This window comes from Psychrobacter sp. Sarcosine-02u-2 (assembly GCF_002836335.1).
GTDB lineage: Bacteria > Pseudomonadota > Gammaproteobacteria > Pseudomonadales > Moraxellaceae > Psychrobacter > Psychrobacter faecalis.
Window position 1 is genome coordinate 29652 of the sequence record NZ_PJBX01000166.1, and the last position, 15751, is coordinate 45402.

At 43.2% G+C, this 15751-nt stretch carries 12 protein-coding genes and 2 pseudogenes; 9 read left to right on the plus strand and 5 right to left on the minus strand.

From position 1 onward, the window contains the following. The 3 genes from CXF58_RS08930 to CXF58_RS08940 all read left to right on the plus strand — a co-directional run bounded on the left by CXF58_RS08930 (nt 1) and on the right by CXF58_RS08940 (nt 5346). A complete protein-coding gene (locus tag CXF58_RS08930; RefSeq protein WP_025644120.1) occupies nt 1-1230 on the plus strand; it encodes an efflux RND transporter periplasmic adaptor subunit in 1230 nt (409 codons plus the stop codon). Beyond that, nucleotides 1220-4360, plus strand: a complete 3141-nt coding sequence (locus CXF58_RS08935; RefSeq protein WP_102077255.1) for an efflux RND transporter permease subunit — start codon at nt 1220-1222, stop codon at nt 4358-4360. Before CXF58_RS08930 ends, CXF58_RS08935 begins: the two co-directional genes overlap by 11 nt. A gap of 86 nt (nt 4361-4446) precedes the next feature. Next, nucleotides 4447-5346 (plus strand): cation diffusion facilitator family transporter, encoded by a 900-nt coding sequence (locus CXF58_RS08940; RefSeq protein WP_102077256.1) that lies wholly within the window; start codon nt 4447-4449, stop codon nt 5344-5346. A gap of 27 nt (nt 5347-5373) precedes the next feature. Here CXF58_RS08940 and CXF58_RS08945 read toward each other — a convergent pair whose 3' ends face one another. After that, nucleotides 5374-6078, minus strand: a complete 705-nt coding sequence (locus CXF58_RS08945) for an IS6-like element IS1008 family transposase (RefSeq protein ID WP_019383564.1) — start codon at nt 6076-6078, stop codon at nt 5374-5376. A 63-nt stretch (nt 6079-6141) separates the two neighbouring features. Further along, nucleotides 6142-7422 (minus strand): cation efflux transmembrane domain-containing protein, encoded by a 1281-nt coding sequence (locus CXF58_RS08950; protein WP_102077257.1) that lies wholly within the window; start codon nt 7420-7422, stop codon nt 6142-6144. A 90-nt stretch (nt 7423-7512) separates the two neighbouring features. Between CXF58_RS08950 and cadR the strand changes: the two genes are divergently transcribed. Further along, entirely contained in the window at nt 7513-7905 is a 393-nt protein-coding gene (gene cadR, locus CXF58_RS08955; protein WP_000550240.1) for a Cd(II)/Pb(II)-responsive transcriptional regulator, read from the plus strand. A gap of 93 nt (nt 7906-7998) precedes the next feature. Beyond that, nucleotides 7999-8166, plus strand: a pseudogene (locus CXF58_RS08960) (IS6 family transposase); the annotation flags it as partial. A 19-nt stretch (nt 8167-8185) separates the two neighbouring features. Here CXF58_RS08960 and CXF58_RS08965 read toward each other — a convergent pair. Continuing rightward, nucleotides 8186-9428: pseudogene (locus CXF58_RS08965) on the minus strand (IS256 family transposase). 44 nt (nt 9429-9472) lie between these two features. After that, a protein-coding gene (locus CXF58_RS08970; protein ID WP_145989806.1) for an IS5 family transposase occupies nt 9473-10224 on the minus strand; the annotation gives its coding sequence in 2 pieces (ribosomal slippage) (nt 9473-10017 and nt 10017-10224; 753 coding nt in all). Nucleotides 10225-10732: 508 nt separating this feature from the next. Here CXF58_RS08970 and CXF58_RS08975 point away from each other — a divergent pair. From CXF58_RS08975 to CXF58_RS08990, 4 genes are all read left to right on the plus strand, one after another. Further along, complete coding sequence (locus CXF58_RS08975) at nt 10733-11980, plus strand: FAD-dependent monooxygenase (protein ID WP_180952561.1); 1248 nt, start codon at nt 10733-10735, stop codon at nt 11978-11980. 107 nt (nt 11981-12087) lie between these two features. Continuing rightward, on the plus strand, nt 12088-13380 hold the full coding sequence (locus CXF58_RS08980) for an FAD-dependent monooxygenase (protein ID WP_102077260.1): 1293 nt from the start codon (nt 12088-12090) through the stop codon (nt 13378-13380). A 27-nt stretch (nt 13381-13407) separates the two neighbouring features. Then, on the plus strand, nt 13408-14004 hold the full coding sequence (locus tag CXF58_RS08985) for an OmpA family protein (protein WP_102077261.1): 597 nt from the start codon (nt 13408-13410) through the stop codon (nt 14002-14004). Between the two features lie 52 nt (nt 14005-14056). Beyond that, the gene (locus CXF58_RS08990; protein ID WP_102077262.1) at nt 14057-14746 is read left to right on the plus strand and encodes an OmpA family protein; all 690 of its coding nucleotides are present in this window, start codon (nt 14057-14059) and stop codon (nt 14744-14746) included. A 36-nt stretch (nt 14747-14782) separates the two neighbouring features. Here CXF58_RS08990 and CXF58_RS08995 read toward each other — a convergent pair whose 3' ends face one another. After that, nucleotides 14783-15694, minus strand: coding sequence for a LysO family transporter (locus tag CXF58_RS08995; RefSeq protein WP_102077272.1), 912 nt, complete (start codon nt 15692-15694; stop codon nt 14783-14785). Nucleotides 15695-15751 lie beyond the last annotated feature (57 nt).

Sequence of the window (15751 nt, forward strand, 5' to 3'; positions counted from 1 at the left end):
ATGAACGCCAAGCAAAACGGAAAAATATCCCAGTCTCTCATGATTGTAGTTTTGATTCTGATTACGGTCTTGGTCAGTCTGGCTATTTGGTTAAGTTCAAAAAAAACTGAATCTGAGGGGCAGGGTTATGATGAGGGAAATGCCGAATATTCTGATGAAGATAGTTCTGAAGAAGGACATGCTGAAGAAGGCGAAATACAACTGACCAGCCAACAAATGGTTGAACAAGGTTTAAAAGTTGCTGTTGCATCCACAGGATTGGTTGAAAAGCTGACAACCCTGCCAGGTAAATTGGTGGTGAATACCGATCAACAAGCGCATATATCGCCTAATTTTAGTGGTTATGTCGAGCAGATCAATGTGGCTTTAGGACAGAGCGTGCAAAAAGGACAAACGCTGGCTGTACTAACCGTGCCTGAACTGATCGACCAACAGGCAAATCTGCGTATGGCACAGGTGAATCTGGATTTGGCCCGTAAAGATTACCAGCGCGAACAGCAACTCTGGTCACAGGGGGTTTCTGCCAAACAGGATTACCAGCGTGCCGAAAATGCCTACCGTCAAGCGCAGATTACTGTCCAGTCCTCACAAGCACGTTTAAATGCATTAGGTGCAAGTGGCAATAACAATGGGCGTTTTCTGATTAAAGCACCGATCTCTGGGGTGATCAGTCAAAAAGATATTGTGGTCGGTGAAAATGTGCAACTGGCTAATCAGCTCTTTGTCATTGAACAGCTGAAAGATTTATGGCTTGAGTTTAATTTGCCGAATCAATTCTCAGGTCAACTGCAAGCCGGGCAAAAAATTGACTTTAAAGTGAATGATTCAGATCAAAGCTATAAAGCTACTGTACAAAGCTTAACCTCTCAGGCAGATGTACAAACAGGGCGTCTGGTGGTGCGCGCAAAACTCGATGCGCAAGCTACTGAGTTGCGTTCTAATGTGTTAGTGAGAGTGTTGATTCCGGAAGCTACAGCAAAATCAGCCCTTCGGATTCAAAAGTCTGCGCTGCAAAGTATTGAAGGTGAAGACAGTATTTTCATCGTAGATTCAGAACAAAAAGGTCAAGTCCACTTAAAAGCACAGAAAGTGCAATTGGGGCAGGCTTCAAGTGATGGACAATGGCTTGAAGTGATTTCTGGGCTGACTGAAGGGCAGAAGTATATCGCTCAAGGCAGTTTCTTGTTGAAATCTGAATTAGAAAAAGACGAGGCAGGCCATGGACATTAATTCTGATCTACCAAAACCAGAAGGTTTATTCGAACGAATCATTCAGTTTTCCATACAAAATGCGATTTGGGTGTTGCTCTTTGTCTGTACCTGGATTGCGGTCGGGGTGTATAGCTATCAGAAACTCCCGATTGATGCTGTACCCGATATTACCAATACCCAAGTCCAGATTAATACTCAAGCCAAGGGTTTTACTGCGCTTGAAGTCGAACAGCTGATTACCTATCCCATTGAAAATGCCATGGCTGGCATTCCGGATCTGGAGCTTACCCGTTCCATATCCCGTTATGGACTCTCTCAAGTCACCATTATCTTTAAAGATGGGACTGATATTTATTGGGCCCGTCAGCAGATTAACCAACGGATACAGGAGGCGCAATCTGAGTTGCCTGCACAAATCGCACCGACGATGTCCCCCGTTTCTACGGGTCTCGGTGAGATTTATCAATGGGTACTGAAGGCAGATCCGAATGCGAAAAAGCCGGATGGAACTGCATACACGCCGATGGATTTGCGTGAGATTCAGGACTGGATTGTGCGTCCTCAACTGCAACGTGTTAAGGGAGTTGCAGAGGTCAACAGTATTGGTGGTTTTGAAAAAACCTATGTGGTCTCTCCCGATTTAAACCGGATGCAGCAACTGAATATCTCATTAGAACAACTGCAACAGGCTTTAGCGCAAAATAATGAGAACCGAGGTGCAGGTTATATTGAAGACAATGGTCAGCAACTGACGGTACGTGTACCGGGTGCATTCAATGGGCTTTCTGATATTGAGAACACCATGCTGGGTAGCCCAAATGGCAGCCCAATTCGGGTTGGTGATATTGCGCAAGTCTCTATTGGGCATGATTTAAGAACCGGTGGGGCAACCTATAACGGCAAAGAAACCGTTTTAGGGATTGTCATGATGGCGATGGGTGGAAATAGCCAGACTGTTTCTAAAGCTGTGGATGCCAAGCTTCAAGATATTCAGAATAGTTTGCCTAAAGGGGTAGTGATTGAAACGGTGTACGACCGTACTATCTTGGTTGAGAAGGCGATTAAAACCGTTCAGAAAAACTTGGTAGAGGGAGCAATCCTGGTCATCATCATTCTGTTCCTGTTTTTAGGGAATATCCGTGCTGCCTTGATTACTGCCTGTGTCATTCCACTCTCTATGCTGTTTACCTTAACCGGGATGGCACAGCAAAATATCAGTGCCAATCTGATGAGTTTAGGTGCACTCGATTTCGGCATCATTGTCGATGGTGCTGTGGTGATTGTCGAAAACTGTATCCGGCGTTTAGCCCATACACAGCAACTGTTAAAACGACCTCTCACACAAAGTGAACGCTTTAAGGAAGTTTTTCTGGCTGCCCGCCAAGCACGTCGTCCTCTTATTTTTGGTCAGCTTATTATTTTGGTGGTGTATTTGCCGATTTTTGCTTTAAGTGGTGTGGAAGCAAAAATGTTCCATCCGATGGCATTGGCAGTGGTACTCGCCCTTGTTGCAGCCATTATTTTATCGATCACCTTTGTGCCTGCTGCTGTGGCATTGTGGGTCAAAGGCGATATTCAAGAAAAAGAAAGTCGTTGGATGTTATGGCTAAAAGCTAAATATCAGCAAACTCTTGATATTTCGTATCAATACAAAGCAGTTGTGCTGACTTTTGCACTGTGTTTATTAGTGATTACGGGATTTATCAGTACCAAACTCGGCAGTGAATTTGCACCACAGCTCAGTGAAGGAGACTTTGCGATACAACAGTTACGTTCACCAAGTACAGGCTTAGAAGAGTCTTTACGTATTCAGGAGAATACTGAAAAACTTCTTTTAAAGAGTTTCCCTGAAATTAAGGCAGTATTTGCCAGAACGGGTACAGCCGAGGTTGCAACAGATGTCATGCCACCCAATATTTCAGATGGCTATATCATGTTAAAGCCTCGTTCAGAATGGCCAAATCCTAAAGAAAGTTTAGATGAATTACGTGGCCGTATGGTGACGTATTTAGCCACGATTCCAGGCAATAATAGTGAATTTTCACAACCGATTGAACTCCGATTTAATGAATTGATCTCAGGTGTGCGTAGTGATGTTGGTGTGAAAATCTTCGGTGATGATATGAATGTCCTCAATACTGAGGCGACTAAAATCTCCAAAATCATTCAGCAAATATCGGGTAGCAGTGCCGTGAAAGTTGAGCAGACCTCAGGTTTGCCATTACTGAATGTCGAGGTAAATAAAACTTTGGCTGCACAATATGGTTTGAGTGTGCGTTCAATTCAAGACCTTGTGGCAACCAGTATTGGTGGACAAAGCGTGGGAGAGATTTTAGAAGGCGATCGTCGTTTTGATTTTGTTATCCGTCTTGGAGAGCAAGACCGTAGTGTCGCATCTGTTTCCCAGTTACCTATTCAGCTTCCAAATGGTGGCAGTATTTTATTGTCGGATGTCGCGCAAGTCTCGACCATTGAAGGAATCAACCAAGTCAGTCGAGAAAATGGTAAACGCCGAGTTGTGGTTACAACGAATGTTGAAGGGCGTGATTTAGGGTCTTTTGTTTCTGATGTACAGACACAGCTCAAAGCATACACTTTGCCAAGTGGTTATTGGATAGAATATGGCGGTCAGTTTGAAAATTTGGCTTCAGCCAAAGCACGGATGCAAATCGTGATTCCACTGGCTTTAATCACTATCTTTATTTTACTGATGGCGGTCTTTCACAATGTCAAAGAAAGTCTATTGGTCTTTACCGGGGTACCCTTTGCCTTGACCGGTGGTGTGCTGTTCCTTTGGCTAAGGGATATTCCATTATCGATGTCAGCTGGAATTGGCTTTATTGCCTTATCTGGTGTTGCAGTCCTCAATGGACTGGTAATGCTGACCTTTATTAAGGAATTAAGGGACAAATATCCAGTGCATAAAGCCGTGTGGCAAGGGGCTATTTTGCGCTTAAGACCAGTGTTGATGACAGCTTGTGTGGCTTCACTGGGTTTTGTACCAATGGCGCTGGCAACCGGAACAGGGGCTGAGGTTCAACGGCCACTGGCAACCGTAGTGATTGGCGGGATTATCTCTTCAACATTACTAACTTTGGTGCTGTTACCCGTGCTTTATCGTTGGATAAATGAAAAAAAAGTTTCTTAATCCAATAGATTAGTCGATTTACAGCAGAGATATTGGCTGTTATCCAATATCTCTGCTCATCATAAATAGAATAAGGAAAATATTTTATGTCAGAACATCATGATCATAGCCATGCGGTTGTTACTGAAGAAAATAGTAAGAAGTTAATGGTTGCCTTAGGTTTAACGACTACTTTTTTAATAGTAGAAGTTGTCGCTGCTTTTATTACCCAAAGTTTGGCTTTGTTATCTGATGCAGCTCATATGTTTACTGATGTAGCCGCTTTAGCTATTGCTCTTGCCGCTATCAAAATTGGTAAAAAAGCCGCAGATGATAAAAGAACTTTTGGCTATCAGCGATTTGAAATTTTAGCGGCTCTGTTTAATGCGGTGATGCTTTTTGTGGTAGCAATATATATTGTATATGAAGCTTATCAACGTTTTACGAATCCTGCTGAAATTCAAAGTGTTGGAATGATGATTGTCGCGGTTGGTGGTTTGGTCATAAATTTGATTTCAATGAAAATCCTTTCTGCTAGTGCTGAAGGAAGTCTAAATATAAAAGGTGCATATTTAGAAGTTCTTAGTGATGCTCTAGGATCGATAGGCGTGATTATCGGAGGAATAGTTATTTATTTTACCCAGTGGATGTGGGTTGATACCGTAATCGCTGTGTTAATTGGCTTCTGGGTCTTACCTCGAACTTGGATTTTATTAAAACAAAGTATTAATATTCTGCTTGAAGGAGTTCCTGATGAGATTGATATTGAGTCGTTAAGAAATGATTTATTGAAGCTAGAGGGCGTTGAAGGGATTCATCAGTTGAAAGTCTGGGCTATATCCTCAAGAAATATTCATTTAACTGCTCATTTGGTTGCTCCGAATAGCAATACAGATCAACTCTATCAAAAGGCCTTAGAAGTTCTAAAACATAATCATAATATTACTGAAATTACGTTACAAATAGAAAATACGAAATGTAAGGCACTGTTGCAAATAGAGATTTGAGTCGATGATGTTCCCTTTAAAAAGTACTTAGAGACCGAAAACCCTGTTGATTAGACACACTTCACCCTGAGGCTGACCATAATAAAATGACGATGCTTGTCCTTTACGTAGTGCACGCATGACTTCAATACCTTTAATTGTGGCATAAGCCGTCTTCATAGATTTGAATCCTAATGTGGCCCTGATGATCCGCTTTAACTTACCATGATCACATTCAATGACATTATTTTTATACTTAATCTGCCTGTGCTCAATATCTACTGGACATTTTCCTTCTCGCTTTAATCGTGATAAAGCATGGCCATAGGTCGCTGCTTTATCTGTATTGATGACCCGTGGAATTTGCCATTTTTTCACCGTATTGAAGATCTTTCCTAGAAAACTATAGGCTGATTTACTGTTCCGTCTAGCGGAAAGGTAAAAGTCAATCGTATGACCCCGTTGATCAACTGCACGATACAGGTAAGTCCATCGCCCCTTCACTTTGATATAAGTCTCATCCATATGCCATGAATGTAAATCTGTAGGATTACGCCAATACCAGCGTAAACGTTTTTCTATTTCAGGAGCATAACGTTGAACCCAACGGTAAATAGTCGTGTGATCAACATTCACACCCCGTTCGGCCAGCATTTCCTGCAGTTCACGATAGCTAATGCCATATTTACAATACCAGCGCACAGCCCAAAGAATGATTTCGCCCTGAAAATGCCGACCATGGAAAGGATTCATATGCTGCACCTTTAGCTAAAACAGTCTTCAGCTTACCATTCGTGGTTATTTGCAACAGTGCCCTTACTTCAAAGCCAAAATCTTTCGAGCACCATTAAGCACGAATAAAGAAACCAGGATGCCAATGATTAAGTCTGGGTAAGCTGATCCCGTCCACGCCACGAGTACACCGGCAAATATAACGCCCATATTTACGACAACGTCATTCGCCGAGAAAATCCAACTGGCTTTCATATGTGCGCCATCTTCTCGATGACCAGAAATAAGATATAAGCATGTCACGTTAGCTATAAGTGCGAGCAGGCCAATAACAATCATGAGCGTTGATTCTGGCTCGCTTCCAAACATGAATCGTCTAATGACATCAATAATCACGATGACAGCAAGTAATAACTGAATCCAACCTGCGAAATGGGCTGCTTTCACTTGATATTTCGCAGCTTTTCCGACGGCATATAGCGCAATACCATAAACGGCTGCATCGGCAAACATATCTAGAGAATCAGCAATCAATCCTGTAGACGCAGCAATAATTCCGCTGATGAATTCTATAAAGAAAAGTAGAGCATTAATGCCTAATAACAGTTTAAGTACTTTAGCTTGTCTCACAGGATCAGGTTCATTAGGTATATCGCCTGAAGAAAGCTGTGTTTCATCAAGTTTCGCCCCAAAACCCAGTCCTTCAAGTTTGGCCGTAATTTGCTGACTCCCTTCATTATGGAAGACTTTCAGTTTTCGATTGGGAAGATCAAAAGTAAGACCTTTAACTGCTTCAATATCTGCAAGAGCCATACGGACCATTTGCTCTTCAGCAGAGCAATCCATTTTAGGAATGGTATAGGTACTTGTTTGCTTAGCCTGTTGATTGCTTATATAAGTTTCAGTCTTCACAAGCTTTGCACCAAAACCCAAAGCTTCAAGTTTGGTGGTTATATTTTCATCTTTTTGATTATGTAGAACCTTTAAAGACCGGTTAGGTAAATCAAAGATGAGTTTTTGAACACCATCAATTGAAGATAGCGCCATACGAACCATCTGTTCTTCCGCAGAACAATCCATTTTGGGAACTAAGTATTCACTCATGTAGTGCGAATCTTTTAAAACGTTTTCAGTGCTTAAATTTTCTTTGGGATCAGAACCACAACAGGATTGAGCGGTATCTTCACAACTGTTTGGAGTGTTACAGCAAGGAGATGAAGATTTTTCTTCTTCCTCTTCACCACAACAGCTAGGCGTATTATCACAATTCTTTGAATTGCTTGCTTCTGCAATTGATGGATGATTTTCTTGTTGAGATTTCTTATCTTCGTATGGTGTTTCTTTACTACATCCACAGCCACTCATAGTTATACCCATTAAAAAAATTTATAAACTTTGAATATTAGAATCCCTATAGTTACTATAGAGTCAAGAATCTTTGGAAATACCAACTCAATGCATTTAAAAATTGGTGAACTCTCTAAAAAAACCTCATGTTCAGTATTAACAATTAGGTTTTATGAAAAGGAAGGTTTAATTCCGGAACCGGAAAGAACGGAAGGAAATTACCGCCTTTACGATGTAGGCTATGTTGAGCGAATTAAATTTATTTTGAATTGCCGAACTTTAAATATGAGTTTGAATGAAATTCGTCAATTACTTACCTATAAAGACAAACCTGAGAAAAATTGTTCAGATGTGAATGAATTAATTGACTTACATGTCAGTGCTATCAGAGAAAATATAATCAAGCAACAAAAGCTTATTGAACAATTATCTGATTTAAGAGGTACTTGTGATGGTTTATGTACAATTGACCAATGTGGAGTTTTAAAAAATCTAGCTTGATTATCTAGACCTATGCTTTTTTCAAAAAATCGGCACTGTTGCAAATAACCACGAATGGTAAGCTGAAGACTGTTTTAGCTAAAGGTGCAGCATATGAATCCTTTCCATGGTCGGCATTTTCAGGGCGAAATCATTCTTTGGGCTGTGCGCTGGTATTGTAAATATGGCATTAGCTATCGTGAACTGCAGGAAATGCTGGCCGAACGGGGTGTGAATGTTGATCACACGACTATTTACCGTTGGGTTCAAGAGACCATCCCGAATTCTGTGTAACTGCCCTTTAGATTAAATGCTTGCTGATACGGTCATCAAACATAATCATAAAACGATTCAGAGCAGACGTCCAGTTACGGATTGGCATCGACCACCTTGACGATGCCTGCTGAGTTGCCAGATATACTACCTTGAATGCTGCCTGATCAGATGGGAACACCTTACGCTTATTCACCGCCGTTCGAATCACACTGTTTAGCGACTCTATCGCATTGGTGGTATAGATCACTTTTCTGATGTCTTTAGGATAACCAAAGAACACCGTTAAGCCCTCCCAGTTATTGCGCCAAGACTTGATGACATGCGGGTACTCTTTGCCCCATACTTCATCAAAGTGCTCAAGGTTGGCCTCTGCCATCTCAAGCGTATCAGCACCGTAGATGGCCTTTAAATCAGCTGCTACGGCCTTCTTGTCCGTCCAAGGTACGAACTTCATCGAATAGCGCACCATATGCACGATACACAGCTGAACCTGAGCGTTAGGGTAGACCGTATTGATGGCATCAGGGAAGCCCTTTAGACCGTCAACACAAGCAATGAGGATATCTTGTACCTCGCGGTTTTGTAGTTCAGTGAGAACGCCAAGCCAGAACTTAGCGCCTTCATTCTCTGATAGCCACATGCCAAGCAGCTCTTTTTTACCATCAAGAGCAACGCCTAAGGCCAGATAGATAGCCTTGTTGATGATCTGTTTGTCCTGACGAACTTTGACGACAATGCAGTCTAAGTAGACGATAGGATAGACGCTGCTCAGTGGCCGGTTCTGCCAAGCGGTGATGTCATCCAAGATATTGTCAGTGACTCTTGAGACAAGAGAGCTTGAAATGTCGACGTCATAGAGCTCTTTGATGCTCTCTACGATCTCAGTAGTGGTTTGACCTTTGGCGTATGAGCGAGGATCAGCAAGTGTCTGGGAGACACTTGCCCGAAGCGCAAGACGTAAGGCTATGCCTGTAGTGAAATATGATTTTATCATCAAGGCCACTAATACGGGTTTGATGCTTACTGACAAGTACAGGCTCAAAGTCACCATCACGGTCTCTTGGGGTGGAGATCTCAAGCTCGCCTGTGTCGCTACGGACTCTCTTTTTAGTGTGCCCATTGCGCTTATTAGGCCTGTCTGCCTTTTCATGCTTGGGGTAGCCGAGATGCTCTTCCATTTCTGCTTCTAGGGCAGTGTCGATGAAGGACTGCATGAGCTGCTTTTGAAAGTCTTTGATGTCATCGAAGCTTTTCATGCTGTTGGCCATTTGCTCAGCCAGTTTCTTGATGTCAGATTGGTTAGGGCGTGTCCTCAATTCATCTTGCAATGAATGATAGTACACGCCAGATAAAGCATTGACTTAAAATTACGAGCCAACTTCTCATAGCGAGTGGCTATACTACGGAAGTGCTTGAGTCTCGCAAACATATTTTCTACTAAATGGCGCAGTTTGTATAAATAGCTATCAAACTCTGGATTAGGCTGTTTGGCATTTTTCCTTTTAGGGATGACAGGTACCATATCGTGGGTACGGGCTTTGTCTCTGATGGCTTCTGAGTCATAGCCTTTATCAGCGATAAAGTAATCTGCCTGTCCAATCATGTCAATCAATTCACTTGCAACTTGACTGTCGTGGACGTCACCCCCAGTGATTTTAAAATGGAGCGGATATCCATCGGCATCACAGGATAGGTGTATCTTTGTAGTTGCTCCGCCACGGCTTCGTCCAATTGCTCGATCTTCACCACGCCGAGCTCCACTTGCATGCTGGTGACACCGTATATAACTTCCGTCGATGAATACCCATTCCGTATCAACTTCTTTTCGTAGGCTAAAAAAAATTTCTCCCACAAACCCGTTTTTGACCATCGATTGAAACGGTTGTAAGCGGTTTTCCATGGGCATAATTCTTCAGGTATGTCACGCCAAGGAGCACCTGTACGTAGTTTCCAAAGAATGGCTTCCATCACGTCACGATTCTTATCTTTTCGGTAGCAACCATGTTGTGCCATAGTCACTTGTAGCTGTTCCCAGAGATTATCGGTCAATGCTTGTCTGGCCATCTTTCTTATATACCTCTTATTTTATAAAGTGTATGCTTTATTTTAGAAGATATATACTTTTTTGCCAATTAGGGACACGCCCTAGGCGAAATTCACCTCCACCCTAATGTCGGGTGGAGTCCTCTTTCGCTTTTAGATAGAATTTAAAATTCAAGCCATTTACAGGCGGGCAGGGCTTTGTTTTTGTATGGTGATTGCAACTGTAGATGATACACCTTAGAGCGAAAACGGCAACAAAACTAAATAGCCACTATGGTTATGGTCAGGAGCACAGAATGATGAATGATTTGTGGTAATCTAGAGCTTAGATAATGGCGGTGTAAAAGCTAAGTTTGTAAAGGTAGAAGAACAAGATATTTTTTAGAAAAATAATATTTTTTGAATGTAAAGTCATCGCGTCTAAACGCGTGCTAAATGGGTCATAATAGGAATAATAACCATGCAACATACTGAAGCAAATTTATCAAAAATCAATCCTGCTAAATCTGAACAGGCTAATAAAGCGGCTATGACTGAGCAGCAAGTCCTTATCGCCGGCGGCGGCCATGTCGGTTTGTCGTTTGCGTTGTTGCTTGCTCATCATGGTATCGCTAGCACTCTGCTAGAGAAAAACAGCTATCCAACCATCAGTCCAAATGACGACGCTAAACGCACGCATTATTTAGACAGTCGAAATACCGCACTGTCACGGCGTACGGTACAGATTTATCAAGAGATTGGGCTATGGGATGAGCTACAAAGTCATGCTTGTCGCATTGATGCGGTAAAAATTAGCGAGCAAGGTAGCTTTGGGCGCGCACAATTAAATAAAGCTGAGGAGCAAGTCGAGTCATTTGGGCAAGTGATGGAAAACGCGTGGCTTGGGCGTAAGTTGTTATTGGCTGCCCAGCAGGAGCCGCTGATTACGCTGATTGATAATGCCAATGTGATAGCCGTTAGCCAACAAAACGATGGCGTGACGTTAAGCTTTAGCTATTACGGTGAAGAAGAGCATGAGCAGCAGTTGCAGGCCAGTGTTTTGGTTGCCTGTGATGGTCGCGACTCTACCGTGCGTCAATTGTTAAATATCGGCACTACGACTTATGATTATAAACAAACCGCTATCGTTGGGGTGGTAGAGACCGATCAGCCACATCAACATATTGCTATCGAGCGTTTTAGTCCGGCAGGTCCGCTTGCAGTGTTGCCATTGACCGATCCAGAAGGCGACGGCAATGATGAGTACCAAAAAGGCTATCGACGCTCGGTAGTTTGGGTTTGTCCAACGGGTGAAGAAACGCAATATTTAGAAGATGATGCGCATTTCTTGGCAACCTTGCAGCAAGCCTTTGGCACGCGCGCTGGCACGTTTAAAAAAGCCGGTCGCCGCGGCGCTTATCCATTGACACGGGTTTTGGCAGACAAACAAGTCGATGGTCGCTGCGTCATCATGGGTAACGCGGCTCACACCTTACATCCGGTCGCTGGACAAGGGTTTAATCTATGTATGCGTGATGCGCATGTACTGGCGCAAATGATGAATCGGCAGGTGCTCAAAGGTGAAGATATCGGCGATCCAACTTTGCTTAAACACTATGAAAAAGCCCGTCAAACCGATCAAAAACGCGTCATTCGCTTTTGTGATGCAGTAGTACATGGCTTTACTCATCCTAATCCAGCGGTGAAACTGGCACGTAACGTGGCTTTGGTTGCCTTTGATAAACTGCCAAACATTAAGCCATTGATTGCCAACTATGCGATGGGCTTAAAATCTTAGTTCAACATACTGGTAAGTTATTAAGCAAATAAAATCCAACATTTCAGCTGCTGCTAAACCACATAAATATGAGCGGATAGCATGAATAACGCGACAAAGGATGTTTTATGAAAAATAACCATACGCTCATTATCGGCGGCGGTATCGTCGGTGCAACCCTTGCGCTAAAACTGGCACAAGCTGAGATGCCAGTGACGCTTATCGATGCCCGCCCGCAACGTAGCGAGGCAGATTGGCAAAAGGTGCTTGGCAAGCGGGATGCGCGCGTTTATGCTTTAAGCCTTGCCAGTATTGGTTTGCTAAAAGACGTGGGCGCTTGGCAAAAGATAGCGGCATCAGAGCGCAAAGCCGATTATACCCAAATGCAGGTGTGGCAGTTAAACGGTCGCGGTGAGTTATTGTTCGGCGATAGTGATGATGCTAATAATAGTAATGACGGCAATAACAGCAATCAAAACTCTGAGCCAAAAATGCTCGGTAGTATGGTTGAGCCCGCCGTTATCGAATACGCATTATGGCAGCGTTTATCTGCATCTGATGTCAGTCAATATTTAACCGTTATCGATGGGCAGAAGGTTGTCGATATGGACTGGCTTGGTAGCGCGCAAGGTTACCGTGTGACGCTAGATGACGGCACGGTGATTGACGCACGTTTATTGGTGGGTGCTGACGGTCGCGGCTCGTTTGTGCGTAAGCAGGCAGCAATTGAGCTCGATGTGCTTGATTATAACCAAACCGCGATTTGCTGTGCCATTCAAACTGACAAGCCGCACCGAGCAACCGCCCGTCAAGCCATGCTACCAACTGGTACGTTGGCATTGTTGCCGTTAGCTGATATTTCTGATGAAGATAAAGCCAATCCAGAGCATTGGCAGTCGATTGTATGGACATTGCCCCGCAATCAAGCACTGGCATTGTTGGAAGAAACGCCGCGCTATATCGCTGATAAATTGGCTGCTGCCAGTAATTATGAGCTGGGTGCTATCCGCGAGATTGAATCCATCGCCAGCTTTCCGTTGGCCGCGCAGCAAGCAAAAAGCTATGTCGCCGATAATCTAGTCTTAATTGGGGACGCCGCACATGGTGTGCATCCGCTGGCAGGTCAGGGATTGAATTTGGGCATGCTCGATGTAAAGGCATTAAGTGAGCAACTGACCCATGACTATGCGCGCAGTGGCAATAAGCTGTGGGGTACGAACCAAACCTTGCGTAGCTATGAGCGTCTGCGCCGTCCGCATAATAGTCTGATGATGCACAGCTTTTCGGCGCTTAATTGGCTGTTTGCAGGTTCCCTTGCGCAGATGCGTCCGATTCAACAAATTCGTAATGAAGGTATGTATCGCGTCAGCAAAATTAAACCATTGATGCGTCTGTTTGCTAAGCAGGCGAGTGGGGTTTAGCGTTCTAGACTTAAGGAAGAGTAAAGTATGAACGTGAAATTACGGACAATAACGCTGATGATGACAGGCGTTTTAGCACTGACAGGTTGTCAAACTGCTGACCTGTCTAAGCAAACAAGTCAAACTATCAACATGCCAACGGTTGTGGTTAATGTAGATAGCGACGGTGATGGCGTTCCTGATGACATCGACCAGTGTCCTGCTACGCCGTGGAATGTAGTCATCGATGAAAGAGGCTGTCCTTTAGCGCCTATAGGGGTAGGTCTAAGAATGGAATATCGTGCTTTTTTTGACAAAGACAGTAGTAAGCTTTTGCCAAAGTACCAAGATGAACTGGATAAGGTCGGTATGAAAATGCAGGAGTACAAAGGCGCTATCCTATGGGTTGAAGGTCATAATTCAAGAACGGAGGTTGATAGCGCCGATTTAAACAATCCCAGTCCGTTAGCGCAAGCTCGAGCTGATAATGTTAAAAACTATTTAATTTCAAAGTTTAACTTCGCTCCTGACCGCATCACTACGATTGAGTATGGGGCAAATAGACCGATTGCGCCATCCGATACTGAAGAAGGCAATATGCTTAATCGGCGAGTTTATGCGCTTGCGACTGAACCTGATAAATAAAAAAAGTAGTTTTTATTAAAAGGACAAAGTAATCATTAAGAAGGACCTTACCATGACATCAAAAGCGTATTTAGCCATTAGTATTTTTAGCAGTGTTTTTACGTTATCAGCTTGTCAAACTGCGCTGCAATCGGTAACGGCTGATCAGCAATCGCCTATCGTAGCGCCCGTCGTTCCGGCAATTTTGGATTCAGACGGCGATGGAGTGCTTGATGATATAGACGAGTGCCCTGACACGCCACCTAACGTAGTAGTTGATGCTAAAGGCTGTGAAATAATAATTGAGGGAGGTGAGGCACTGGAGATGGAATTACGAGGATTTTTTGCACCGCTGAGTAGTCGATTAATTAATACATATGATAAAGAGTTTGCAAAAATTGAAGAAAAGCTTAACGAATATCCAGATGCTAATGTTTTTATCTTTGGGCATTTGTCATCGAATGAGCTTGCATTATCAAAGACCAATGACAACTTATCACGCCAACGTGCACTTACTATTAAAAACAGACTTATAACCGAGCATCATATCGAATCTGACCGTATTACTACTTATGACTGCTTAGATCGGTATCCTTCTACCAATATAGATCTGAGTTATGATGATCCTGAACAGATGGAATCCAAAAACAGAAGAGTCGTTCTTAAGGCAAGTAGACAAGTCAAAAATTTATCGAATCTAAAATACGCGAGTTATACAGAGAGTTATGGTAAGTACGCCAAGCACTGTGAGCTCTTTGAATAATAACGACTGATTTTCATCAACCTTTAAAACTTAACCTTACCCCAACGCCGAAAACAGTACCATCAGCACTGGCGAGACAATATTAATAATAAAACCAAAACTAATCGCCAGTGGTACGACTTTTAACCCGCCAGATTGTTGAATAATAGGCAGGGTAAAGTCTAAACTGGTCGCGCCGCCAAGACCGACCGCTGCTGATGGATATTTGCGCATAAAGACGGGGATAAATAATAGCGCAAAGAACTCACGTATTAAGTCGTTAAATAGCGCCACACTGCCCCAAACGGCGCCATAAGCATCGGTCATGATAATCGCTGATAGCGAATACCAACCAAACCCTGATGCCAGTGCCAAGCCTTTCGTCCATGATACATCGGTAAACATCAGCGCGAAAACAAGTCCGCCAACCAGAACTGCTAGTGTAAAGATGATACTCATCTCGACACCACGTTTATTGAGTAGTACTTCTTTAAGGGTAATTCCCGAGCCTTTCAAGCCAATACCAACCAGTAAAATTAATACCATCAGCATTGCGGTCATGGTGTTTTCAGGTGGCATATAATCGGCTGGCAAAAAATAGCCAATCACCATACCAATCGCCACGCAAAATACTTGTGCCAAGCTGCCGCGTATACTAACGCGGTGCTCTTTAGATTTGACGCTAGGTTTTTTGGCATGCCATGGACGCAGACGGTCAAACAGCATCAAGGCAAATAAGCCGGTGCCAATCGTTAGTATCGACAATATAGTGACATATAGCGCAATTTCACCTATTTGACTGCCAAGCCCTTCCACTTGCGACAGCTCAATACCAATCAAGGTGAGGATAATAAAGACCAAATAAGACAAGCCTTTATCGGCAAGCTTAGTCATGGTTGGGTTTGAGGGAATGGCAAAGCCAATAAACATTGGCATTAATACCAAAACAAGGGTAATCAGGCTTTGCATGTCGGCAGACTCGTCATTTTTAAACAAGGCGTTTTTGGGAGGGCATTTCTCAGAAGC

Bases quoted from the DNA above. Each gene is read 5' to 3' on its own strand.
- CXF58_RS08935 (WP_102077255.1), top strand. From the start codon at position 1,220: ATGGACATTAATTCTGATCTACCAAAACCAGAAGGTTTATTCGAACGA.
- CXF58_RS08995 (WP_102077272.1), bottom strand. From the start codon at position 15,694: ATGCAAAGCCTGATTACCCTTGTTTTGGTATTAATGCCAATGTTTATT.
- CXF58_RS08980 (WP_102077260.1), top strand. From the start codon at position 12,088: ATGAAAAATAACCATACGCTCATTATCGGCGGCGGTATCGTCGGTGCA.
- CXF58_RS08950 (WP_102077257.1), bottom strand. From the start codon at position 7,422: ATGAGTGGCTGTGGATGTAGTAAAGAAACACCATACGAAGATAAGAAA.
- CXF58_RS08975 (WP_180952561.1), top strand. From the start codon at position 10,733: ATGACTGAGCAGCAAGTCCTTATCGCCGGCGGCGGCCATGTCGGTTTG.
- CXF58_RS08990 (WP_102077262.1), top strand. From the start codon at position 14,057: ATGACATCAAAAGCGTATTTAGCCATTAGTATTTTTAGCAGTGTTTTT.
- CXF58_RS08940 (WP_102077256.1), top strand. From the start codon at position 4,447: ATGTCAGAACATCATGATCATAGCCATGCGGTTGTTACTGAAGAAAAT.
- CXF58_RS08930 (WP_025644120.1), top strand. From the start codon at position 1: ATGAACGCCAAGCAAAACGGAAAAATATCCCAGTCTCTCATGATTGTA.
- CXF58_RS08945 (WP_019383564.1), bottom strand. From the start codon at position 6,078: ATGAATCCTTTCCATGGTCGGCATTTTCAGGGCGAAATCATTCTTTGG.
- cadR (WP_000550240.1), top strand. From the start codon at position 7,513: ATGCATTTAAAAATTGGTGAACTCTCTAAAAAAACCTCATGTTCAGTA.
- CXF58_RS08985 (WP_102077261.1), top strand. From the start codon at position 13,408: ATGAACGTGAAATTACGGACAATAACGCTGATGATGACAGGCGTTTTA.